Origin of the sequence: Cellulomonas sp. HZM (assembly GCF_000708885.1) — a bacterium.
Classification (GTDB): domain Bacteria; phylum Actinomycetota; class Actinomycetes; order Actinomycetales; family Cellulomonadaceae; genus Cellulomonas.
Genome location: NZ_JEOE01000043.1, coordinates 1 through 21,252, shown reverse-complemented (window position 1 = coordinate 21,252; position 21,252 = coordinate 1). Strand labels below are relative to the sequence as shown.

At 73.6% G+C, this 21,252-nt stretch carries 16 protein-coding genes; 10 read left to right on the top strand and 6 right to left on the bottom strand.

The window, feature by feature from the left end:
- Positions 1-130 precede the first annotated feature (130 nt).
- From mca to AW16_RS0115075, 3 genes are read left to right on the top strand one after another with little or no spacing between them, the layout of a single operon-like run.
- Positions 131-1,012 (top strand): mycothiol conjugate amidase Mca, encoded by an 882-nt coding sequence (gene mca / locus AW16_RS0115085; RefSeq protein ID WP_029291761.1) that lies wholly within the window; start codon positions 131-133, stop codon positions 1,010-1,012.
- Complete coding sequence (locus AW16_RS0115080) at positions 1,009-1,317, top strand: hypothetical protein (protein ID WP_029291760.1); 309 nt, start codon at positions 1,009-1,011, stop codon at positions 1,315-1,317. Before mca ends, AW16_RS0115080 begins: the two co-directional genes overlap by 4 nt.
- Positions 1,314-2,141, top strand: a complete 828-nt coding sequence (locus tag AW16_RS0115075; protein WP_029291759.1) for a carbon-nitrogen hydrolase family protein — start codon at positions 1,314-1,316, stop codon at positions 2,139-2,141. Before AW16_RS0115080 ends, AW16_RS0115075 begins: the two co-directional genes overlap by 4 nt.
- Before the next feature lie 12 nt (positions 2,142-2,153).
- Here AW16_RS0115075 and AW16_RS0115070 read toward each other — a convergent pair whose 3' ends face one another.
- A complete protein-coding gene (locus AW16_RS0115070) occupies positions 2,154-2,876 on the bottom strand; it encodes a hemolysin III family protein (protein ID WP_051681990.1) in 723 nt (240 codons plus the stop codon).
- 162 nt (positions 2,877-3,038) lie between these two features.
- Here AW16_RS0115070 and AW16_RS0115065 point away from each other — a divergent pair, with 162 nt between their 5' ends.
- From AW16_RS0115065 to AW16_RS0115050, 4 genes are all read left to right on the top strand, one after another.
- Complete coding sequence (locus tag AW16_RS0115065; RefSeq protein ID WP_029291756.1) at positions 3,039-3,800, top strand: isoprenyl transferase; 762 nt, start codon at positions 3,039-3,041, stop codon at positions 3,798-3,800.
- A 143-nt stretch (positions 3,801-3,943) separates the two neighbouring features.
- Positions 3,944-6,649 (top strand): hypothetical protein, encoded by a 2,706-nt coding sequence (locus tag AW16_RS18525; protein WP_051681989.1) that lies wholly within the window; start codon positions 3,944-3,946, stop codon positions 6,647-6,649.
- 298 nt (positions 6,650-6,947) lie between these two features.
- Complete coding sequence (locus tag AW16_RS0115055) at positions 6,948-8,318, top strand: PhoH family protein (protein WP_029291752.1); 1,371 nt, start codon at positions 6,948-6,950, stop codon at positions 8,316-8,318.
- 83 nt (positions 8,319-8,401) lie between these two features.
- The gene (locus AW16_RS0115050) at positions 8,402-8,710 is read left to right on the top strand and encodes a TM2 domain-containing protein (RefSeq protein WP_081861720.1); all 309 of its coding nucleotides are present in this window, start codon (positions 8,402-8,404) and stop codon (positions 8,708-8,710) included.
- A 56-nt stretch (positions 8,711-8,766) separates the two neighbouring features.
- Here the strand turns inward: AW16_RS0115050 and AW16_RS0115045 are convergent, their stop codons facing one another.
- From AW16_RS0115045 to AW16_RS0115030, 4 genes are read right to left on the bottom strand one after another with little or no spacing between them, the layout of a single operon-like run.
- Positions 8,767-9,462 (bottom strand): ABC transporter ATP-binding protein, encoded by a 696-nt coding sequence (locus AW16_RS0115045; protein WP_029291748.1) that lies wholly within the window; start codon positions 9,460-9,462, stop codon positions 8,767-8,769.
- Entirely contained in the window at positions 9,459-10,421 is a 963-nt protein-coding gene (locus tag AW16_RS0115040; protein WP_034649500.1) for an ABC transporter ATP-binding protein, read from the bottom strand. Before AW16_RS0115040 ends, AW16_RS0115045 begins: the two co-directional genes overlap by 4 nt.
- Before the next feature lie 22 nt (positions 10,422-10,443).
- The gene (locus AW16_RS0115035) at positions 10,444-13,254 is read right to left on the bottom strand and encodes an FtsX-like permease family protein (protein WP_029291745.1); all 2,811 of its coding nucleotides are present in this window, start codon (positions 13,252-13,254) and stop codon (positions 10,444-10,446) included.
- Positions 13,251-16,526, bottom strand: coding sequence for an FtsX-like permease family protein (locus tag AW16_RS0115030; protein ID WP_029291743.1), 3,276 nt, complete (start codon positions 16,524-16,526; stop codon positions 13,251-13,253). Before AW16_RS0115030 ends, AW16_RS0115035 begins: the two co-directional genes overlap by 4 nt.
- A 292-nt stretch (positions 16,527-16,818) precedes the next feature.
- Here AW16_RS0115030 and AW16_RS0115025 point away from each other — a divergent pair, with 292 nt between their 5' ends.
- Together AW16_RS0115025 and AW16_RS0115020 are read left to right on the top strand one after the other, a co-directional pair.
- Positions 16,819-17,448 (top strand): PadR family transcriptional regulator, encoded by a 630-nt coding sequence (locus tag AW16_RS0115025; RefSeq protein WP_034649496.1) that lies wholly within the window; start codon positions 16,819-16,821, stop codon positions 17,446-17,448.
- 56 nt (positions 17,449-17,504) lie between these two features.
- Complete coding sequence (locus AW16_RS0115020; RefSeq protein ID WP_051681988.1) at positions 17,505-19,160, top strand: MDR family MFS transporter; 1,656 nt, start codon at positions 17,505-17,507, stop codon at positions 19,158-19,160.
- Positions 19,161-19,292: 132 nt separating this feature from the next.
- On the opposite strand, the gene AW16_RS0115015 is transcribed toward AW16_RS0115020, so the two are convergent.
- On the bottom strand, positions 19,293-20,735 hold the full coding sequence (locus tag AW16_RS0115015) for an aspartate ammonia-lyase (protein WP_029291737.1): 1,443 nt from the start codon (positions 20,733-20,735) through the stop codon (positions 19,293-19,295).
- A gap of 202 nt (positions 20,736-20,937) precedes the next feature.
- On the opposite strand from AW16_RS0115015, the gene AW16_RS0115010 reads away from it, so the two are divergent.
- The coding region (locus tag AW16_RS0115010; protein WP_156044208.1) for a DUF2087 domain-containing protein at positions 20,938-21,252 on the top strand (315 nt) is incomplete at its 3' end.

Here is a 21,252-nt window from a genome sequence, read left to right as displayed (position 1 = left end):
CCGGCGGCGTCGGTTGTTTATAAGAGACAGGCCGCGAGGGGCACGAGCGACCGCCCGCGTGGGGGATCATTGTCTCTCGTCCGACCGACCCGCCCGCGCCACCGTGCGCGGGCCAGCGACGGGAGCCCCCGTGACCCGAGAGCCGCTGCGCCTCATGGCGGTGCACGCGCACCCCGACGACGAGTCGAGCAAGGGGGCCGCGACGACGGCCCGCTACGCCGCCGAGGGCGTCGAGGTGCTCGTCGTGACCTGCACCGACGGCGCGCGCGGGGACGTGCTCAACGAGCGCTACGGCCACCTGGAGCCGGGCATCGAGGCGATGCGCGCGGTGCGTCGTGTGGAGATGGATGCCGCGGCCGCCGCGCTCGGCGTGCGCCAGCACTGGCTGGGCTTCGTCGACTCCGGTCTGCCCGAGGGTGACCCGCTGCCGCCGCTGCCCGAGGGCTGCTTCGGCCTCGTGCCGCTCGAGGAGGCCGCTGCGCCTCTCGTCGAGGTCGTCCGCGAGTTCCGCCCGCACGTCATGACGACGTACGACCCGTCGGGCGGCTACCCCCACCCGGACCACGTGATGTGCCACCGCGTCTCGGTCGAGGCGTTCGAGGCGGCCGCCGACCCGACGCGCTACCCGGACCGGGGCGAGGCGTGGGCGCCGCTCAAGCTCTACTACAACCACGGCTTCTCGCTCGTGCGCATGCGCGCGGTGCACGAGGCGATCCTCGAGGTGGGCGGCGAGTCGCCGTTCGGCGACTGGATCGAGTCCCGCCAGGCGCGCGAGATACCCGAGCGGGAGGTCACCACCCGCATCGAGTGCTCCGAGTTCTTCGACCGGCGTGACGCGGCGCTGCGGGCGCACGCGACGCAGATCGACCCGGAGGGCTTCTTCTTCGCGGTGCCGCGCGCCGTCGAGGTCGAGCGCTGGCCCACCGAGGAGTACGAGCTCGCGCAGTCGCGCGTGCCCACCGACCTGCCGGAGGACGACCTGTTCGCGGGCATCCGGGAGACGGTCCGATGACGCTGCTGCTCGCCGCCACCCCGTCGCCGACGCCGTCGCCCTCGGGCATCGTCACCGCCGCGCAGGGCGGCTCACCGGGGTTCCTCGGGTTCGTGTTCACGTTCGTGCTCGCGCTCGCGGCCGCGGGGCTGTTCCTCTCGCTCACCAAGCAGCTGCGCAAGGTCGACCGGCGCGCCAAGGCCCTCGGGGACGACGACGAGGACGGCACGCCTCGCACGGGCATGGTCGACGCCGGCGCCGGTGGTCCCGACCTCGAGGTGGACGCCGCGCCGTCGGTTCGCCGTGAGGACGACGAGCCGCGGTGAGCGAGCGCCCCGCGCCGCCGCAGCGGCCCGCCGTGCGCGTCACGGTCGGCCAGCTGGACGGCTCGACCGACCCGGGGGCCAACCGGGTGATGGTCGCCGACGCGTTCCGCACCGCGGAGCACGTGCGCGCGGACCTGCTGGTGCTGCCCGAGTACGCGTCGGCGTTCCACCCGGGCGGCGTGGGGGTCGACGACGCGGAGCCGCTGACCGGGCCCTTCGTGAGGGCGCTGCGCGAGCGGGCTGCGGCGAGCGGCGTCGCGGTCGTCGCGGGGATGACGATCCCGGGCACCGACCCGCGGCGTGCGGTGAATGCGGTGGTCGCGGTGGACGGCGCCGGCGAGCTCGTCGGGGTCTACCGCAAGGTGCACCTGTACGACGCGTTCGGGTCGCGCGAGTCCGACCGGCTCGAGGCGGGCCCTGCCGATGCGGCGCCGCTGGTGCTGTCCGTCGGTGGCCTGCGGTTCGGCGTGATGACCTGCTACGACCTGCGGTTCCCCGAGTCGGCGCGCAGGCTCGTCGATGCGGGGGCCGACGTGCTCGTCGTGCCCGCCGCATGGGCCGACGGCGAGCTCAAGGCGATGCACTGGCGCACGCTCGCCGTCGCCCGGGCGATCGAGAACACGTCCGCGGTGGTCGCGGTGGGGATGGCCGGCAAGGGCGTCGTCGGGCGTTCGCTCGTCGTCGGGCCGGACGGGGCCGTGGGGCTCGAGCTCGACGACCGCCCGGCTGTGCGGACCGTCGACCTGGACGCCGACAGGCTCGCCGCCGTGCGGCAGCAGAACCCGTCGCTCGCGAACCGCCGGTACGCGGTGGTGCCGCGGTAGGTCTGCGTGCGTTCAGGCCGAGCCGTAGGACGCCATCGACACGGCCACGTAGTGGCACGTGAAGCCGACGACGGTCAGCGCGTGGAAGATCTCGTGGAACCCGAACCAGCGCGGCGACGGGTTGGGCCGCTTGGTCCCGTATACGACGGCACCGGCGGTGTACGCGAGCCCGCCGGCGGCGACGAGCCACACGATCGCGGGCCCGCCCGAGCGCCAGAACTGCGGCAGGAACGCGACCGCCACCCACCCGAGCGCGACGTACACCGGCACGTACACCCAGCGCGGCGCGCCGAGCCAGAACACGCGCGCGAGCAGCCCGACGAGCGCGCCCGACCACACGATGATCAGCAGCACCTCGGCCGTGTACTTGGGCAGCAGCAGGACCGCGAGCGGCGTGTAGGTGCCCGCGATGATGAGGAAGATGTTGGTGTGGTCGAGGCGGCGCAGCACGCCCGCGACCCTCGGCGACCAGCGGCCGCGGTGGTAGATCGCGCTGGTGCCGAACAGCATCACGGCGGAGATGCCGAACACCGCGGTGGACCACTTCGCGGCCGTCGTCGGTGAGAGCACGACGAGCACGATCGACGCGGCGAGGACGAGCGGTGCGACGCCTGCGTGGATCCAGCCGCGCAGGTGGGGCTTGACGACGTCGGCGACGGTGGTGACCGTGCTGACGGACGAGCCGTCGGGAGAGCCGTCGGGAGAGCCGTCGGAGTCCGGCGGGGTGGTGCTCATGGGGCGGACTCGTTTCGTCGGGCGACAACCTACGATCCCGTAGGTTACGGCAGCGTAGGTTGTGGTGTCGAACCACGGCGTGCCGCCACGCTAGTAACGTGAGCGCGTCCCGTCGGCCGGCCGGCACGGGACGACGAGGACGCCAGCCGAACGGGAGGTCGCGTGCGCCTGCCGCACCCGCTCTACCGGCTCTACGAGAGCCGCCTCGCGGCGTCCCTCCCGGCGGACCGACTGCCCCGGCACATCGGCGTCATCGTCGACGGCAACCGCCGCTGGGCGCGCAGTCTGGGGGAGTCCACCGCGCACGGCCACCAGGCAGGGGCGGACAAGATCGTCGACCTGCTCGACTGGAGCGAGGACGTCGGCGTCGAGGTCGTGACGCTGTGGATGCTCTCCACCGACAACCTCTCGCGCGCGAGCGACGAGCTGGGCCCGCTGCTCGCGATCATCGAGGACCTCGTCGGCCGCCTCGCCCAGAGCCGTCGCTGGCGCCTGCAGGCCGTGGGCGCGCTGGACATGCTCCCCGAGCACACCACCCGTGCGCTGCTCGCGGCTCAGGAGGCCACCGCCGACGTCGAGGGCGTGCACGTCAACGTGGCCGTCGGCTACGGCGGCCGCCGCGAGATCACCGACGCGGTGCGCGCCTACCTGCGCGCCGGCGCTGCGGCCGGCACCAGCCTCGAGGAGCTCGCGGACCAGATCGACGTCGAGCACATCGCCGAGCACCTCTACACCAAGGGTCAGCCCGACCCGGACCTGGTGATCCGCACCTCGGGCGAGCAGCGGCTCGGCGGGTTCCTGCTGTGGCAGAGCGCGCACTCGGAGTTCTACTTCTGCGAGGCGTACTGGCCGGACTTCCGGCGGGTCGACTTCCTGCGCGCGATGCGGTCGTACGCCGCGCGCGAGCGGCGGCTGGGGCGCTGAGGACGACCGCTCGTACCCGAAAGTGCCCACGTGAAGTGCGCAACACCGCTACGGTGCTCACTGCCCGACGATGCCGCGGTCGGCTCGATTCGGAGGGTGAGTTGGCACGGTCAGCAGGAACACGACGGTACGTCGGCTCAGCCATGGTCGCACTTGTTGGCCTGCTGCTGACCGGAATCGGCTCGAGCGAACCCGCGGCGGCGGTCGATGGGCGCGAGATCACCGGCACGATCGTCTTGCCCGAAGGCGTGCACCTCCCGCCCGACGATGTGGTGACGGTCGAGGCCTGGCACGGCGACCACGAGGTCGCGTCGAGCGTGGTGCAGCTCGACGACCTGGCGTTCGTCGTCGGCTCGGGTTCGCACGGAGATGTCGAGCTCCTCGTGCGCGAGTCGTCGGGAGCGGTCGTCGACGGGTGGTTCACGGGTGAAGCAACGTCGTGGGTACGTGCCGATGCGCGCAAGGTCTCGGGCGGCTCGGATGTCACGGTTCACCTCGACGTGGCGGTCGCGATCGAGGGATCGATCGTCCTCCCTGGAGGGCTGCGTTCCGACCGGGTCGACGTCGGGATCATCGCGTTCGGCCCGATGAGTGGCTCGGGCCGTCGCGTGCAGGACGCGAGCGTCAGTGTGTCGCCTGGCGGCATCACCTACCGGATCGGTGGACTTCGTCGAGGCGAGCAGTACGGGGTGCGCTTGTGGGACGAGTCACGGCTCCTCGTGGCAGGGGATGCCGGTGGGCCGGACGGACAGCTCGTCGACGATCGTGAGCGCGCGATGAGCATCACGGCGCCGGCGACGATCAACCTCGCTCCACGGGCCACCCCGTTTCTCGCCGGGACGATGCGCCTGCCCGAGGGCGTGCTCGCGGCCGACACGAACGTCCAGGTCACGGTGAACGAAGTCGGCTCCGACCTGGAAATCAGCGCGGATGCCGAGCCCGATCCGCTCGAGCCTCGCGCGCTCTCGTTCGCGATCCCGGTCCCGAGCCGTACAGCGACCTACACGATCTCGGTGACCGACCGCGAGTCGACGGTGGCCATGGGCTACCTCGGTCCAGATGGGTGGCAACCCGGTTCGGGCGGCGCAAGGCAGCTCGAACCGTCCACCGACTGGTTGGATCTCGATCTGGCGCGAGCTGCGGCGTTCACCGGACGTGTCATCCTCCCGGTCGGACTGGACTTCGATCGCGGGCTGCCGGTTGTCAGTGTGCGCACCGCCGGGAAGACGGTCGCCTACGGGCATGTGAGCCGCGACGGCGAGTTCGAGGTACGCGGCCTCCTGCCCGGAGGAACCTACGAGGTGTATCTCAACGACTCGTCGAAGCAGCTCGTGCAAGGCCGAGTCCTGGCGGACGGAACCGTCGCACCGGACGACGAGGCTTCCACCGCGTTGGCGCCAGGGCCGATCACGATCCGAACCGAGCTCACGGGTCGCCTCTGGGTGAAGGTGACTGTGTCCGACGGGAGTCGCGGAACGATCGAAGTGAGCGTTGTCGGTGACAGCGTGGTCTCGGGCACCGTCGACGGCTCAGGCACTGCGATGATCCCCGGGCTGGAGGCGGGACAGGAGTACCACGTCTTCGTGACCGGGAACGGATACGGCCGGGGGTGGTACGACGGCGAGAATCGGCAGTTGTCTCGCGAGCCGGGCGTGATAGTCCGGGCAGGAGACTCCATCTCCGTCGTCGTCAGACCCGAGTTCTCTATCCTCCCCAGATTCACGTTCCCCGCCGGCTACTGCTCGCAGAGCCTGGACAACGCCCTCGTCTGGCTCTCCCGGCTCGAACCACAAGGCTGGCAGTTCGAGACGGCGCACGACGTCGACTCCTGGATGGCTCCTGAATTCGGACACCTCGACCCGTATGCGACCTACGCGTTGTCGATCTGGAGCGGCGACGAGGACGTCGAGCAGGTGGGCTACGTGGCTGCAGACGGACGAGTCGGCGTCACAATCGATGAAGCGGCCAGGTTCACCGGCGACGCGCGGATCACCGTCCCCATCCACCTGAGCCCAGGTTCGCGGCATGTGCTGCGTAGCACGGCGGGCCCGGTGATCTCGGGCGCTCCCCGAGTCGGCGTCGCCATGATTGCCTCCGGAGCCATGTGGTCGCGCGAGGGCACGAAAACGTCATTGCAGTGGTTCCGTGGCGGTGTACCGATCTCTGGCGCGACGAGTCCGTCGTACGTGCCTACGTCCGCGGACATTGGAGCGAGTCTGACCGTTCGGGCGACCGGATGGACGGACGAGTGCAGTGCGGTACAGGCTGACAGTCGGCCGACGGTGAAGGTAGCCGCCGGCACCATCGCGGCTACGAAGGCTCCTACGATCTCCGGATCGGCGGCTGTGGGCGCCCGACTGTCGACCACGTCCGGATCGTGGTCCGTGCCTGGGCTCGAGTACCACTACCAGTGGCTGCGGGGTTCCGCAGCGATTCCTGGCGCGACAGGTTCGACGTACATGCTCTCGTCGGCGGACCGCGGAGCCAAGGTGGCTGTGCGTGTGTCCGCGAGTCGATCGGGCTACGTGACCGCCTCCGCAACGAGTGGCGCCACCGTCGTCGTGCGGCCAGGAACGATCATCAACCGATCACGCCCTTCCATCGCAGGCACGGCGAAGGTCGGGAAGAAGCTCAAGGCTGGCTCCGGGAAGTGGTCGGTCACCGGAGTGACGTACCGGTACCAGTGGTACCGCGACGGCAAGACGATCCGGGGCGCCACGCGCTCGTCGTGGACGTTGACGACGAAGGACGTCGGTACGAGGGTGACCGTGCGGGTGACCGCGTCCCGCGCCGGGTACACGAACGCATCCGCGACCAGCAAGGCGACCGCGACGGTGCGACGTCGGTAGCACCGCGCGCTGCCGACCGGTCAGGTGAACGCCGTGTGACATCTCCCGCCCCCCGCGCGTGTCGCACGTCACACGCGCACCGCCGGGGTTAGCGTCCCGAGCAGAGGACGGCGCCCGTCGTCCCCGGGAGGCCTGGTCCATGGAGCATCTGCTCCGGGAGGAGGGCCGGCCCCGGTCCTGCTCCGCAGGGCGAGGCCGCCCCCACCCCGTCGCCGATCGCCGGCACACGACCCCGCTCGCGCGGGGCGCCGGCGCGAGGCGCCTTCTGCGGCGCACGTAGCGCCGGAGGGAGCAGGCCGTGGTCAGCAGCGCAACGCAGCACGCCGAGGTCACCGAGGTCGTCGAGGGCCGTCGCACGCACGTGCTCGACACATCCGTCCTGCTGTCCGACCCGAAGGCGATCAGTCGCTTCGCGGAGCACGACGTGGTCCTGCCCGTCGTCGTCATCACGGAGCTCGAGGCCAAGCGGCACCACGCCGAGCTCGGGTACTTCGCCCGCTCCGCGCTGCGGATGCTCGACGACCTGCGGATCAAGCACGGCCGTCTGGACGCACCGATCGAGGTCACGCCCGAGGGCGGGACGCTGCGCGTCGAGCTCAACCACACCGACCCGACGGTCCTGCCCGCCGGCTTCCGGCTGGGCGACAACGACACGCGCATCCTGTCGGTGGCGGCGAACCTCGCCGCGGAGGGGCACGACGTCACGGTGGTCTCCAAGGACCTCCCGATGCGCGTCAAGGCGTCGGCCGTGGGGCTGCGGGCCGAGGAGTACCGCGCCGAGCTCGCGGTCGACTCGGGCTGGACCGGGATGGACGCGCTGGACCTCACCGAGCAGCAGATGAGCGATCTGTGGGAGCACGAGTCGGTCGCGCTGGCGGACGTCACGCCCGGCATCGGCATCGGAGCGACGGCGCCGCAGGACCTGCCGTGCCACACCGGCCTGGTGCTGCACAGCCCGCGTGGGTCCGCGCTCGGGCGGGTGACGGCCGACAAGCACGTGCAGCTGGTGCGCGGCGACCAGGACGTGTTCGGGGTGCACGGGCGCAGCGCCGAGCAGCGCATCGCGATCGACATGCTGCTCGACGAGGAGGTCGGGATCGTCTCGCTCGGCGGCCGCGCCGGCACCGGCAAGTCGGCGCTCGCGCTGTGCGCGGGGCTCGAGGCGGTGCTCGAGCGGCGCCAGCACCGCAAGGTCATGGTGTTCCGACCGCTGTACGCGGTGGGCGGCCAGGACCTCGGCTACCTGCCGGGCAGCGAGGCCGAGAAGATGAACCCCTGGGCGCAGGCGGTGTTCGACACGCTCGGCGCGCTGGTGTCCAAGGAGGTCGTCGAGGAGGTCCTCGACCGCGACATCCTCGAGGTGCTGCCGCTCACGCACATCCGCGGCCGCTCGCTGCACGACGCGTTCGTGATCGTCGACGAGGCGCAGTCGCTCGAGCGCAACGTGCTGCTCACCGTGCTCTCGCGCATCGGGCAGTCGTCGCGTGTGGTGCTCACGCACGACGTCGCGCAGCGCGACAACCTCCGCGTCGGCCGTCACGACGGCATCGCCGCCGTGATCGAGGCGCTCAAGGGGCACCCGCTGTTCGGGCACGTGACGCTGACCCGTTCGGAGCGCTCGCCCGTCGCGGCGCTCGTCACGGAGCTGCTCGAGGGGATCGAGGTGTGAAGTCCACCCGTCGGGGGCGCTGACGTGGCACGTCCCGCACCAGTAGTCTCGGCGCGCACATCCGGACCTCACGAGGAGACGACATGACCACGCCCGACCCGATCGAGCAGGGTTCCTACCCGCCCGTCCCGCCGCCGTACGTGGCAGCGGCCGACTCGGCGTACGGCGCCCCGGGCGACGTGAGCCCCAAGCTCCTGCTGCCCGCGGTGCTGCTGTGCTTCTTCCTGGGCAGCCTCGGCATCCACCGGTTCTACGTCGGCAAGGTCGGCACCGGCATCGCGATGATCCTCACCCTCGGTGGCCTGGGCATCTGGACGCTGATCGACTTCATCATGCTGCTCGTCGGCGTGTTCAAGGACAAGGAGGGCCGCGTCCTCAAGCAGTGGACGTGACCTGAGCCGGCGAAGGGGCGCCCGCTGCACGACGACGCGGGCGCCCCTTCGTCGTGTCACCCCTCGACCAGCCGACCGTCCGCGAGGTGCAGCACGCGGTCGGCGAGCGACATCATCAGCGGGTCGTGCGTCGAGACGATCGCGGTCATCCCCTCGGCCTCGACGACCGCCCGGAGCAGCGCCATGACGGCGGTCCCGGTGTCGGTGTCGAGCTGCCCCGTCGGCTCGTCGGCGACGAGCAGGCGGGGAGAGTTGGCGAGCGCGCGCGCGATCGCGACACGCTGCTGCTGGCCCCCGGACATCTCGCCCGGGCGCTGCAGCGTGTGGTCGCCCAGGCCGACGAGGTCGAGCAGCAGCTGCACGCGCGCCTCACGGTCCGCGGCCGGCAGGCGGCGCAGGCGCAGCGGGACACCGACGTTCTCCGCGGCCGAGAGCACCGGCACGAGGCCGAACGTCTGGAAGACGAAGGACACCACGTCGCGACGCAGGTCGACGAGACCTGCCTCGTCGAGCGTGGAGACCTCGCGGCCGTCGACCACCACGCGGCCCTCGTCGGGCCGGTCCAGGCCCCCGATGCAGTTCAGCAGGGTCGTCTTGCCGGACCCCGACCGCCCGACGAGCGCGACGAGCTCACCCGGCGCGATCTGGAACGACACGTCGCGCACCGCGTGCACGGCCGTCGCGCCGCTGCCGTACGTGCGGCTGACTCCCTCGACCAGCACCGCGGGCCGGGTCTGCACGCTCGTCGTCATCGCTCCTCCTCCTGCCCGCGCCCCTCGGCCGAGGGGCGCCCCGACGGCCACACCGACACGTGCGAGTCCTCGAGCGCGAGGCGTACCCGCCCGACGAGCTGCAGCGCGTCGCGGTACTCGCGCGGCAGCTGCACGCGCCCCGCGCGGTCCAGCACAGCGAACTCCTCGGCCACCACGTGCTCGCTGCCGTCCTCGCGCGTGTGCGTGCGCCGCACCACCTCGGACGACGTGCGCCCGTCGCGGATGGCGACCGTGCGCTGCACGTGCTCGGAGACGCCCGCGTCGTGCGTGACGACGACGACCGTCGTGCCGAGCTCGCGGTTCGCGGTGCGCAGGCCCTCGAGGACGTCGTGCGACGTCGCGGTGTCGAGCTCACCCGTCGGCTCGTCGGCGAACAGCACGTGCGGCGAGTTGGCCAGTCCCACGGCGATCGCGACGCGCTGCTGCTCGCCGCCCGACATCTCGCCCGGCCGACGGTCGGCGCAGTAGCCGACGCCGAGCACGTCGAGCAGCTCCGCGGCGCGGCGGGCGCGCTGCGCTCGCGGGGCGCCCGCGAGGGCCAGTGGGAGCACCACGTTCTCGGCCGACGTCAGGTACGGCACGAGGTTGCGCGCGGTCTGCTGCCACACGAACCCCACCATCGAGCGCCGGTACTCGACGCGTTGGCGCGGCGTCATCGCCATGAGGTCCCACGGCCCGACGCGCACGCGGCCCGCGGTGGGCGCGTCGAGCCCGGACAGCACGGACAGCAGCGTCGACTTGCCCGAGCCGGACGCGCCGACGATCGCGACGAGCTCGCCCTGCTCGACGAGCAGGTCCAGGCCCTGCAGCGCCTGCACCTCGATGCCCTCGGACTGGTAGATCCGCACGAGCGAGTCGCACACGATCAGCGCGTCCTGCCCGAACTCGCCGCCGTGCGCACGCGCGCGCTCCTCGAGCGCCCCGAGCGTCGTGGTCATGCCGCCCTCCTTCGTCGGACCGTCATCGTTCACCCACCCGCAGCACCTCGCCGAGCCGCTCGCGCCGCCGCACGGCCGACTCCACGACCACCGCGACCGCGAGCGCGAGCAGCACCGCGGCCGCCGCCGCGGCGACCGGCCACCACCCCACGTGCAGCGCGGGCGCGCCGAACCCGCCGGTCGTCACGTCCAGCCCGAGGGCACCCGTGAGCAGCCAGGGGATCGCGATCCCGATCGCGCTGCCCGCGACGAGCGCACCGCCCGCGAGCGGGGCGACCTCCGCGAACGTCAGCGCGCGTGCGGTGCGCGCGTCGAGCCCGAGGGTGCGCAGCGCGGACATCGTGCGGCCACGCTCTCCCGACGTCGCGACCACGAGCAGCGCGAGCGCGAGGGCCGCATACCCGGCGAGCACGACGGCGGCGCCGACGAGGAGCCGCAGCAGGTCCCGGTCGAGGGGCGTGGACCGCCGCTCGTCGAGCCAGCCCGCGAGCGTCGTGACCGTCACGCCGCGGCGGTCGGCGAGGTGCTGCCCGGCGACGGCCGCCTCGGCGCCCGGTCCGTCGACGAGCACGCTCGTCAGCGCCGTCGTACCGCCCTGCGCGGCGTCGAACGTCGTCCGGTCGACGAGCACGCGGCCGCCGACGCCCGCCGCGAGGTCGTGCAGGTGCGGCAGGTCACCGATCACGCCGACCACGTCGAGGGCCACGGTGCCACCCGCCGTGGCGACCGTCGGCCGCACGAGGTCGGCGGTTGCTTGCACCGAGGTGCCGGCGAGCGCCGGGACGTCGTCGGCCGGACCTGTGAGCGCGGCGAGCTCCGGCACCGGTCGGCCGTGCGCGGAGCCGATCGCGGCGAGCGCGTGCGCGTCGACGAGTTGCAGGTCGACGGAGACGCCCGTGCTCGAGCCCAGGCTGCGGCCGCCGAGCACCGCGACGGCGCCCACCGTGCGCACACCGTCCGCGGCTCGCAGGGCCGCCACGTCGTCGGCGGTCAGCGCACCGTCCACCCGGACGTCGGCCCCCACGCGGTCGAACGCGGCCTCGCCCTGCCCGGCGACGACGGTCGCCGCCGTGGTGCCGCAGAACACGACCATCCCGACGGCCATCGTCAGCGCCATGAGCGGCACCGCGGTCCCGGCGACGGCGCTCGCACGAGCGGTCGCGACGAGCGGCACGAGCCCGCGGTGGCCGCGCGCGGCGCGCGACGCGGTCCGCAGCAGCGGGGGCAGCGCGTGCACGACCAGCACCGTGCCGGCCGCCGCGGCGAGCAGCGGCGCGGCCGCGAGCAGCGGGTCGACGCCGCCGCTGCCCTGGTCCAGGAGCCCGCGTCGGCGGACCGACACGAACGCGCCCGCAGCGAGCACGACGAGCGCACCCTCGGCGACCAGCCGCCGGGCGCGGCGCCGGCTCGCGAGCCGCGCACGGTCCGAGCGGTTGGCGGGCTGCCGCCGGCCCGACCACGCGGTCCGCACCCGCAGCACCGCGGCGACGGCTGGCGCGAGCGCCGCCACGGCGACGAGCGCGGCTGCAACACCCCACGAGGTCGGTCCGGGGACGAGCGCCGCACCCGCGAACCCGACGAGCCCCGCGACGACCGCGAGCGGGACGGCCTCGACGAGCCCGCGCACCGCGACCGAGGCGAGCGACGCGCCGCGCGCCCGCTCGGCCAGCAGGAACGTCTCGCGCCGCGTGACGAGCAGCCGCGCCGCGAGCACCAGCACGAGCGCCGCGACGCCACCGAGCCCGAGCACCACGAGCCGCTGCTGCGCGTCCGCGGCCGCGAGCCGGCGGCCGACGTCGTCGAGCACGTCGCCGAGCGACGTGGCGACGGCGACGGTGCTGCCGTCGACCTGCCGCAGCGCGGTGGGGTCGGCCTGGATCTTCGTGACGGCGGCGCGCACGCGGGCGCTGCCGGGGGCGTCGACCGCGTCCGGGTCGACGGGGTACCTGAGCAGGGTGGTGGCCACGCGGGCCTGGAGCACGAGCTGCGCGTCCGCGAGCGAGTCGTCGGTGAGGAGCAGCCCCGCGCGGCCCCGCTGGGTAGTCGGGTCGGCCGCCGTGAGCGGGCCGAGCAGGTCGTCGGCGCCGGCCCACACGGGGTCCTGCGGGTCGGCCACCGTGTACATGCCTGTCACGACGACCTGGGCGAGCCCGCGCGTGCGGAACGGGCCGCGCACGACGTCGCCCACGTGCACGCCGAGCGCGCGGGCGGTGTCGACCTGCATCCCGACCTGCACCTGGCGGCGCAGCTCGGCAGCGTCGTCCGTCGACCCGTCGGAGGTGTTGTCGCCCGTGTCGTCGCCCGCGTCGTCCTCGGGGAGCGGCGCGAGCGTCGGTGCGGCACCCGAGACCCACCGGACCAGGCCGGCCTGACGACCTTCGTCGGCCACGCCGACGTACGCGAGCCGCGTCGCGATCGGGACGTCACCCGCACGCGCGCTGATCACGGGCGTGGTCACCGCGGTCGTCCCGTCGCCCGTCACGGCGGCCAGGGCAGGCGGCAGCGCCGCGCGCACGGTCGCCGCGGTGTCCCGCAGCTCGGCGGCGACGTTGGGGTCGCGCGTGCTCGGCGTGCCGGGCGTGAATCCCACCGACGGCGGGGCGCCGACGGTCCCGACGAGGTCCGCGCCCGGACCCGCGGTCGCGACCGCGTGGTGCACGGCGTCGTCGGCGGCACCGGCGACGACGCGCGGCACGACGAGCGAGAGCGCGACGCTCACGGCCAGCACCGCGGCGGACAGCGTCAGCAGCCCGGCGTCGGCGCGTGCGCGTCGGCGCGCCATGAGCGTCGCGGCGCCCGTGGCGGCGCGGGTCGCGGTGGCGAGGTCGGTCATCGTTCGTCCCCCAGGCGCAGGAGCTCGCCCGACGCGCGGCGCAGCAGGGCGTTCGTGGTGAGCGCGACGACGAGCGCACCGACCACGACGAGCGTCCCGACGAGCACGCCCTGCGTGCGCCAGCCCCACAGCACCACGACACCGGGCACGGGGGCCGTGCCCGCCGACGAGACCGTGACGAGCGGTGCGACGACCCGGCCGAGCAGCGTCCCGAGCGCGAGGCCGACGAGCCCTCCGACGGCTGCGAGCACGCCGTGCTCGACCAGCACGGACCGCACGAGGCCGCCGCGCGGAGCGCCGACAGCCTGCAGCCGCGCGAGCTCGAGCCTGCGCATCCGCACCGAGACCGTGGCGCTCATCGCGAGACCCGCCAGCGCGAGCGCGAGCGCAGCCACCACGACGATCCACAGCGCGGCGGGCACCCCGACGCGCAACGGTCCGTCGGTCGCGGCGGCCCGCGCCTCGGCGCGCGAGACGACGTCGCCGACGTGCGCGGAGCGCAGGCCGTCGACGGCCGCGGCCGCCTCGTCGTCGGGGACCGTGACCCACCACTCGTCGACGGACGGCGCGGGCTGCCCGGACGCGATCGCCGCCCGGCCGAGCGCGTCGGAGTCCACCAGCACGCCCGACCCCGACGGCAGGCCCGGCAGGTAGGGGACGGTGCCGCGCACGTCGACGTCGACGAGCGCGCCGCCCACGGACAGACGCAGCGGGTCGCCCACGTCCGTGCCGATCGTCGTCAGCAGGTCGGGTGTGACGAGCGCCGGGACGGGTGCCTCCGGAGCCGCGAACGTCGTCGCGACGAGCGTCTCGGGCGTTCCCCACCACGTCCCGCCGTGGAGCGTGCCGTGAGTGCGCAGGGCCCGTGCCGTCGCCCGGGCACCCGTGGCCTTCGCCCACGTGCCGGAGTCGAACGCGACGTCCTGCACGCCGGTGAGGTCGTCCGCCGCCGGAGGGCCGTCGTCGCCGGGTTCCGGCCCGGCGGCGGTGCGTAGGTCCCTGAGCTGCACCGTCACGACCGTGTCGGTCGCCGGAACGGTGTCGTCCGCGGCGGGCGTGAGGTGCACGACGACGGCCACGAGGCTGAGCCCGCGCGCCGCGGCGGGCAGCGGCACGACGACGTCGTCGACCGACCCGACCAGGTCGACGGCGGGCAGCGCGAGCGTGCTGCGGGCGCCCGAGGCGTCCTGCACGACGAGCTGCACGCTCGTCGAGCCCGGACCGGGCGAGGTCATCGTGGACCGGACGTCGACGACGAGGTACCGCGCCCGGCCGGGCAGCGGCACGCCGTCGACCGTCCCCGTCGGCGCGAGCCCGGCCGTCGCGCCCGCCCAGCCGCCGTCCACGCGGCCCCGCAGCACGTCGCCGTCGCCCGCCGTGCCGAGCGCGAGCAGCGACGCGGCGACGCCGCCCGTGTCCTCGCGCGGGTCCGCCGACGGCGCGCCGACCGTGACGTCCTGCCTCGAGGCGGGGTGCGCCGAGGCCGACAGCCCGTGGGCGTCGAGGACCGCGGAGGTCTCGATCGTCGTCCCGGACGGCACCACCCGCAGGTCGGCACCCACCGCGAGGTCCGCCTGGTCCTGCTGCGAGGTGCGCCAGGTGGCGAGGAAGGACAGCGAGAACGTCCCCGCACCCACCGCGAGCGTGAGCAGCAGGACCGCGGCCGTCGCGCGGCCGGGCCGTCGGCCCAGCTCCCAGGCCGCGAGCGGCGCGACGAGCGAGCGGCTACGGGCCGCGAGCCGCTCACCCACGTGCGCGACGAGCGGCATGAGGCGCAGCGCGAGGACCGCGCCGGCGAGCAGCACGAGCGCCGGGGCGAGGACCAGCACGGGGTCGACCGCCGCGGCGCCACCCACGGGCGAGCGGTACGCGCCCAGCTGCCACAGCGCGACCCCTGCGAGCAGCACGAGCGCGAGGTCCCCGCCGGAACGCGCGATCGTCGAGCGCCGGTCCTGCCGCGCGTCGGGCTGCTCGCCGTCGACCGCCCGGCGGCGCAGGAGCGGGGCGACGAGCACCGCGGCGAGCCCGAGTGCCGCGAGCGCGCACACGACCCACAGCCGCGCGGGCAGCCCGGGGTCCACGTGCAGGCCGCTGTCCCGGAGTGCGCCGCGCGAGGTCACCACGCGGTACAGCGCGACCGCGAGCCAGGGCGCGGCAGCCGCGGTCACCGCCGCGACGGCGAGGGCCTCGAGCACCGCGAGCCCCAGCAGCTGCCGGCCGGACGCGCCGCGTGACGCCATGAGCGCCTGCTCGGGCGCCCGGCGCTCGGCGAGCAGCCGCGCGGCGAGCAGCAGCACGGTCACCGCCAGCACGACGAGCAGCAGGGCGACGACCGTCACGATCACCTGTGTCACACGCAGGCTCGTGACCGCGGTGTCGATCGTGCGGTCGAGCCTCGTCGCGACGTACGTGCTGGTGAAGTCGTCCTGGGTCGCCGCCGCGAGCCGCTGCCGGGCGTCGCCGACGCGTGCGCGCAGGCCGTCGAGCCGGCCTGCGTCGGCGCCCGCCAGGTCCGGCCACGCGACGAGGTGCGCGAGCCCGAGCGACGACGTGCCGTCCGTGAACACGTCGTCACCGGCCGTGACGAACGGACCCCAGGCCTGCGTGCGGAGCATGCCGCCCGTGCCGAGGACGGGGTAGGCGGGGTCGTGCTCGGTGCCGCCCAGCACGTCGCGCGCCCACGACGCCGACGGGCCCTCGAGCCGGAACGTGCCGGTCACGACGAAGGTCGCGGGCGTCCGCGCCGCGGCGTCGACGACGCGCACGACGTCACCGACCGCCCAGCCGTACTCCCGGGCCGCGACCTCGGGCACCGCGACCTCGACGTTCCCGTGCGCGTCCACGCCGTCCGTCGGGAACGCGCCCTGCACGACCCTGCTCGACGTGCGCACGAGCGGTTCGGACGCGAGGTACGCGTAGGGATCGACGGCGTCGTCGGTGCCCTGCACCGAGTACATCGCGGATGCGAGCCAGGTCTCGCGACGGGCCGGGAGGTCGCCGAGCGTCTCGTCGAGGAACGCGGTCGAGTGCGCGATCACGTCCGGCCCGTTGAGCGTGTTGATGGGCGTCACGACCGCGTCGAGCTCGCGGTCGGCGTCCGAGGTGCGCCCGAGCGCGACGCCGAGCATGTGGTCCTGGCTCACGGCGAGCAGCACGGTGAACGTCCCGAGCAGCGTGGTCGCGACGACGGCGACCGCGAGCACCGTGAGCAGGAGCGTCTGCTGCGCGCGGGCGCGGTGCACCAGCAGGCGCGCGTTCCAGCCCGCGTTCACGCAGGTCCTCCTCGTCGTCGTCGACGCGTCGCGGACCGGGCCCGGACGGGGTGCATCCGATCGTAGGAGCGCTCCTACGGTGCTTGGGAGCGGTTCCACATCTCGAAACGACAACGATCTCGGCGCGGTGCGGCGGAGGGTCGTCGACGCTCCCCGTCGGTCTTGCGGTTCATCTCCCGGGTTGACGGCACGTATGGCCCGAGGGTTATATTCCGGTCGGAATAACTCGCCAGGAGGTGCGCCACGTGGTGCCCGGCATGGCCGTGTCGGTGGTCGACGAGAGGATGCGCGCATGGCGTCGGGAGAGCTGTCGGCAGTGGCCGTGTTGCTGCTCGCGCTGCTGCACGAGCAGCCGATGCACCCGTACCAGCTGCACCGCTCGCTCGTGCAACGCGGCGACACGCGCCTCGTGCGCGTCAACCCCGGTGCGGTCTACCACGCGGTCGAGCGGCTCGAGCGGGACGGCCTCGTCGAGGTCGTCGGCGTCGACCGTGAGGGCGGCCGTCCCGAGCGGACGACGTACCAGGTGACGGACGCGGGCCGAGCGGCGTTCGAGCACCGGCTGCGCAGCCTGCTGGGCGACGAGCACCGCACGTACCCGCTGTTCCCCGTCGGGCTCGCCGAGGCCAACGAGCTGCCCGCGGCGGACGTCGCGGCCCAGCTGCGACGGCGCCGCGAGCGCCAGGAGCTGGCTCGCGGTGAGCTGCAGACGCGCTACGACCGGGCCGCCTCGCTCGGCCTCCCCCGCCGGTACATGCTGGACGTCGAGCACGAGCTCGCGCTCGCCGCACGTGAGCTCGAGTGGCTCGACGCCCTGGTCGCCGAGCTCGAGGACCCTGCCGACCCGCTCGCCTGGCACGAGCCGTTCCCCCTCGCCTACGTCGAGGCGCGCAAGGCCGCGTGCGGCCCCCAGACCACCTGATCCCCGCATCACCCCGGCGTCTCCAGCGCCGGCCCCGAACAGACAGAAGGAACACCATGTCCACCGAGCAGCCCCGGGCCCTCGTCGACCTGCACGGTCGCAGCCCTTGGAGCGTCCTGCCGCCGCTGTGCCTCGGCTTCTTCATGATCATGCTCGACACGACGATCGTGAACGTCGCCGTGCCGACCCTCATGAAGGAGCTCCACGCCGACGTGACGTCGGTCGGGTGGGTCAACAGCGCCTACCTCCTCACGTTCGCCGTCCTCCTGCTGGTCACGGGCCGCCTGGGTGACAAGTTCGGCCCCCGGCCGGTCTTCATCATCGGCCTCGTGATCTTCACGCTCGCGTCGCTCGCGTGCGGGCTGTCGCCCACCGTGGGCTGGCTCATCGCCGCCCGTGCGGTGCAGGGCGTCGGCGGCGCGCTCATGACGCCGCAGACCATGTCGATGATCACGCGCGTGTTCCCGGCGCAGAAGCGCGGGGCAGCGATGGGCATCTGGGGGGCCGTCGCGGGCGTCGCGACGATCACCGGCCCCGTGCTGGGCGGTCTGCTCGTCCCGATCGGGTGGGAGTGGATCTTCTTCGTCAACATCCCGGTCGGGATCGTCGCGCTCGTGTTCGCGGTCATCAGCCTGCCCAAGCTGCCCACGGCGAACCGTCGGCTCGACGGCATCGGCGTGCTGCTGTCCGTCGTCGGCATGTTCCTGCTCGTGTTCGGCCTGCAGGAGGGCTCGACGTACGACTGGTCGACCATCGCCGGGCCGATCACCGTGTGGGGCGTCGTCGCCGCGGGTGTCGTCGTGCTCGTCGCGTTCGTGCTCTGGCAGCGCCACCTGGGCGCCGACGCGCTCATGCCGCTGACGCTGTTCCACAGCCGCAACTTCTCGATGGCCAACGTCGCGGGGTTCGCCGTGACGTTCGCGATGACCGGGATCTTCTTCCCCTTCACGATCTTCCTGCAGGTCGGCCTCGGCCTGTCGCCGCTGCGCTCGGCGCTCGTCGGCGTGGGCGGCTCGCTGCTGTCCGGGATCGTGGCGCCCTTCGCCGGCCGCATGTCGGACAAGATCCCGGGCAAGTGGATCGTCGCCGCGGGCTTCGCGATCCTCACGGGTGTCGTGTTCGCACTCCACGAGCTGATCGAGCCCGACGCAGCGGTGTGGAAGCTCGTCGTCGTCATGTGCTTCTTCGGCATCGGCACGGGCTGCCTGTTCTCGCCGCTCGCCAACCTCGCGACGTCCGGGCTCGACCACCGCAACGCCGGTGCCGGCGCCGGCGCGTTCAACACCAACCGGCAGATCGGTGGCGTCGTCGGCTCCGCGGCGATCATCGCGCTGTTCACGTCGCGGCTCGGGATCGAGATCCCGAAGGCGGCTCAGAGCGCGGCCCAGAGCCTGCCCGAGGCGATGCGCGAGCCGTTCGTGCAGGCGTTCGCCCACGTGGACCAGGACGCGCTCGCGGGCGGTTCGAGCTCGGCCTTCCCGATCCCGGACGGGGTGCCCGCGGACGCCGCGAAGCAGTTCACGAGCGCGGCGATGGACGCCGTGCACGCGGGTCTCGCGAACGCGGTGAGCCAGACCATGCTGCTCACCGTGCTGGTGCTCGCGATCGGCCTGGTCTCGGCGCTCGCGATGAAGGGCGTCCGCCCCCACCACCACGTCGAGGGCCAGGCGCAGCAGGACGCCGCGGCTGCGGCGGCGGCTCAGGCGCACTGACGCCGGCCGGCGCTCCGGCACGACGAAGCCCGGCCCACCCCTCGGGGTGGGCCGGGCTTCGTCGTCGGACCGCGGCGCCGTGCGGGTGCGCGGGCGCGCGGCGTGCGGACGGCCGTGGCGCGATGCGAACGGTCAGGACTGCGGGGGACGCGTCATGCTCAGCACGTCGAGGGCCGCGTCGAGCTGCTCCTCGCTCACCTCGCCACGCTCCACGTACCCGAGGTCGATCACCGCGGCACGGACCGTGATGCCCTGCTTGACTGCGTGCTTGGCGATCTTCGCGGCCGCCTCGTAGCCGATCACACGGTTGAGCGGCGTGACGATCGACGGCGACGACTCGGCGAACGCGCGCGCCCGCTCCTCGTTGGCGACGAGCCCGTCGATCGTCTTGTCCGCGAGCACGCGCGACGCGTTGGCGAGCAGCCGGATCGACTCGAGCACGGCCGACGCGATCACGGGGATCTGCACGTTGAGCTCGAACGAGCCGGAGGCACCCGCCCACGCGACCGTCGCGTCGTTGCCGACGACGCGGGCCGCGACCATGAGCACGGCCTCGGGGATCACGGGGTTGACCTTGCCGGGCATGATCGAGGAGCCGGGCTGCAGGTCCGGGATCGCGATCTCGCCGAGTCCCGTGTTGGGGCCGGAACCCATCCAGCGCAGGTCGTTGCAGATCTTCGTCAGGCTCACGGCGATGGTGCGCAGCGCGCCCGAGAGCTCGACGAGACCGTCGCGCGAGGACTGCGCCTCGAAGTGGTCGCGCGCCTCGGTCAGCGGCAGTCCGGTGTCCTCGCGCAGGAGCTGGATGACGCGCTGCGGGAAGCCCGCCGGAGTGTTGATGCCCGTGCCGACGGCGGTGCCGCCCAGCGGGACCTCCGCCGCGCGGGGGAGCGCGGCCTGCAGGCGCTCGACGCCGTAGCGGACCGCCGCCGCGTAACCGCCGAACTCCTGGCCGAGCGTCACGGGCGTCGCGTCCATGAGGTGCGTGCGGCCGGACTTCACGACGCCGACCCACTCGTCGGCCTTCGCCTGCAACGCGCCCGCGAGGTGCTCGAGCGCGGGCACCAGGTCGCGCACGACCCCGGCCGTCGCGGCGACGTGCACCGACGTCGGGAACACGTCGTTCGACGACTGCGACGCGTTGACGTGGTCGTTCGGGTGCACGGGCGACCCGAGCGCGCGCGTCGCGAGGGTCGCGACGACCTCGTTCGTGTTCATGTTCGACGACGTGCCCGAGCCGGTCTGGTAGACGTCGACCGGGAAGTGCTCGTCGTGGGCCCCGGTCGCGACCTCGTCGGCCGCACCGACGATCGCGTCCGCGACGGACTGGTCCAGCACACCCAGCTCGGCGTTGGCGCGCGCCGCCGCCTTCTTGATGCGGGCCAGCGCCTCGATGTGCCCGCGCTCGAGCCGCGTGCCCGAGATCGGGAAGTTCTCGACCGCGCGCTGCGTCTGCGCGCGGTACAGGGCGGCGGCCGGGACCCGGACCTCACCCATCGTGTCGTGCTCGATGCGGAAGTCGGCATTGAGGTCGGCGCTGAGGTCGGCACCTTCGCCGGAGGCTGCAGAAGTCATGCGCCCATCCTGCCCCAGCAACGCACCCCACCGACGACGCTCACCACCCGTGACCGTTCGACCGGGTGGCTTGTGGCCCACGAGGCGAGCCGGATCCCGCCTGCTCGATCGCGCGGCCCGCCCGATCGCGCGGACGGGCCGCCCCGCCGGATGATGGCTGCATGACCGACTCTCCGGCTCCCCGGCCACGAGCGGGTGGCGTATGACTCGCGGCGCGAGCCGGTTCCCGCCCGGTCGCGACGCGGACCGGGCGCCGGGCGCGGGCCGGGCGCTGGGTAGCGGGCGCGGGGCGGGCGGGGAGACGTGCGAGGCCGAACGGTTCCTGGTGCGCGGGCGGCTCGAGCGGACGCCCCGCCGGGACGCTGACCGGGACACCGTGCGCGAGCATCTCGTCGGCCGCGTGCTCGCGCCGGGGGAGTGGGCGACCGAGCGTGAGGTCACCGACCGGCTCGCGGAGCTGGCCGACGACCCGGTGCGCCTGCGCCGCGACCTCGTCGAGAGCGGGCTGCTGGGCCGT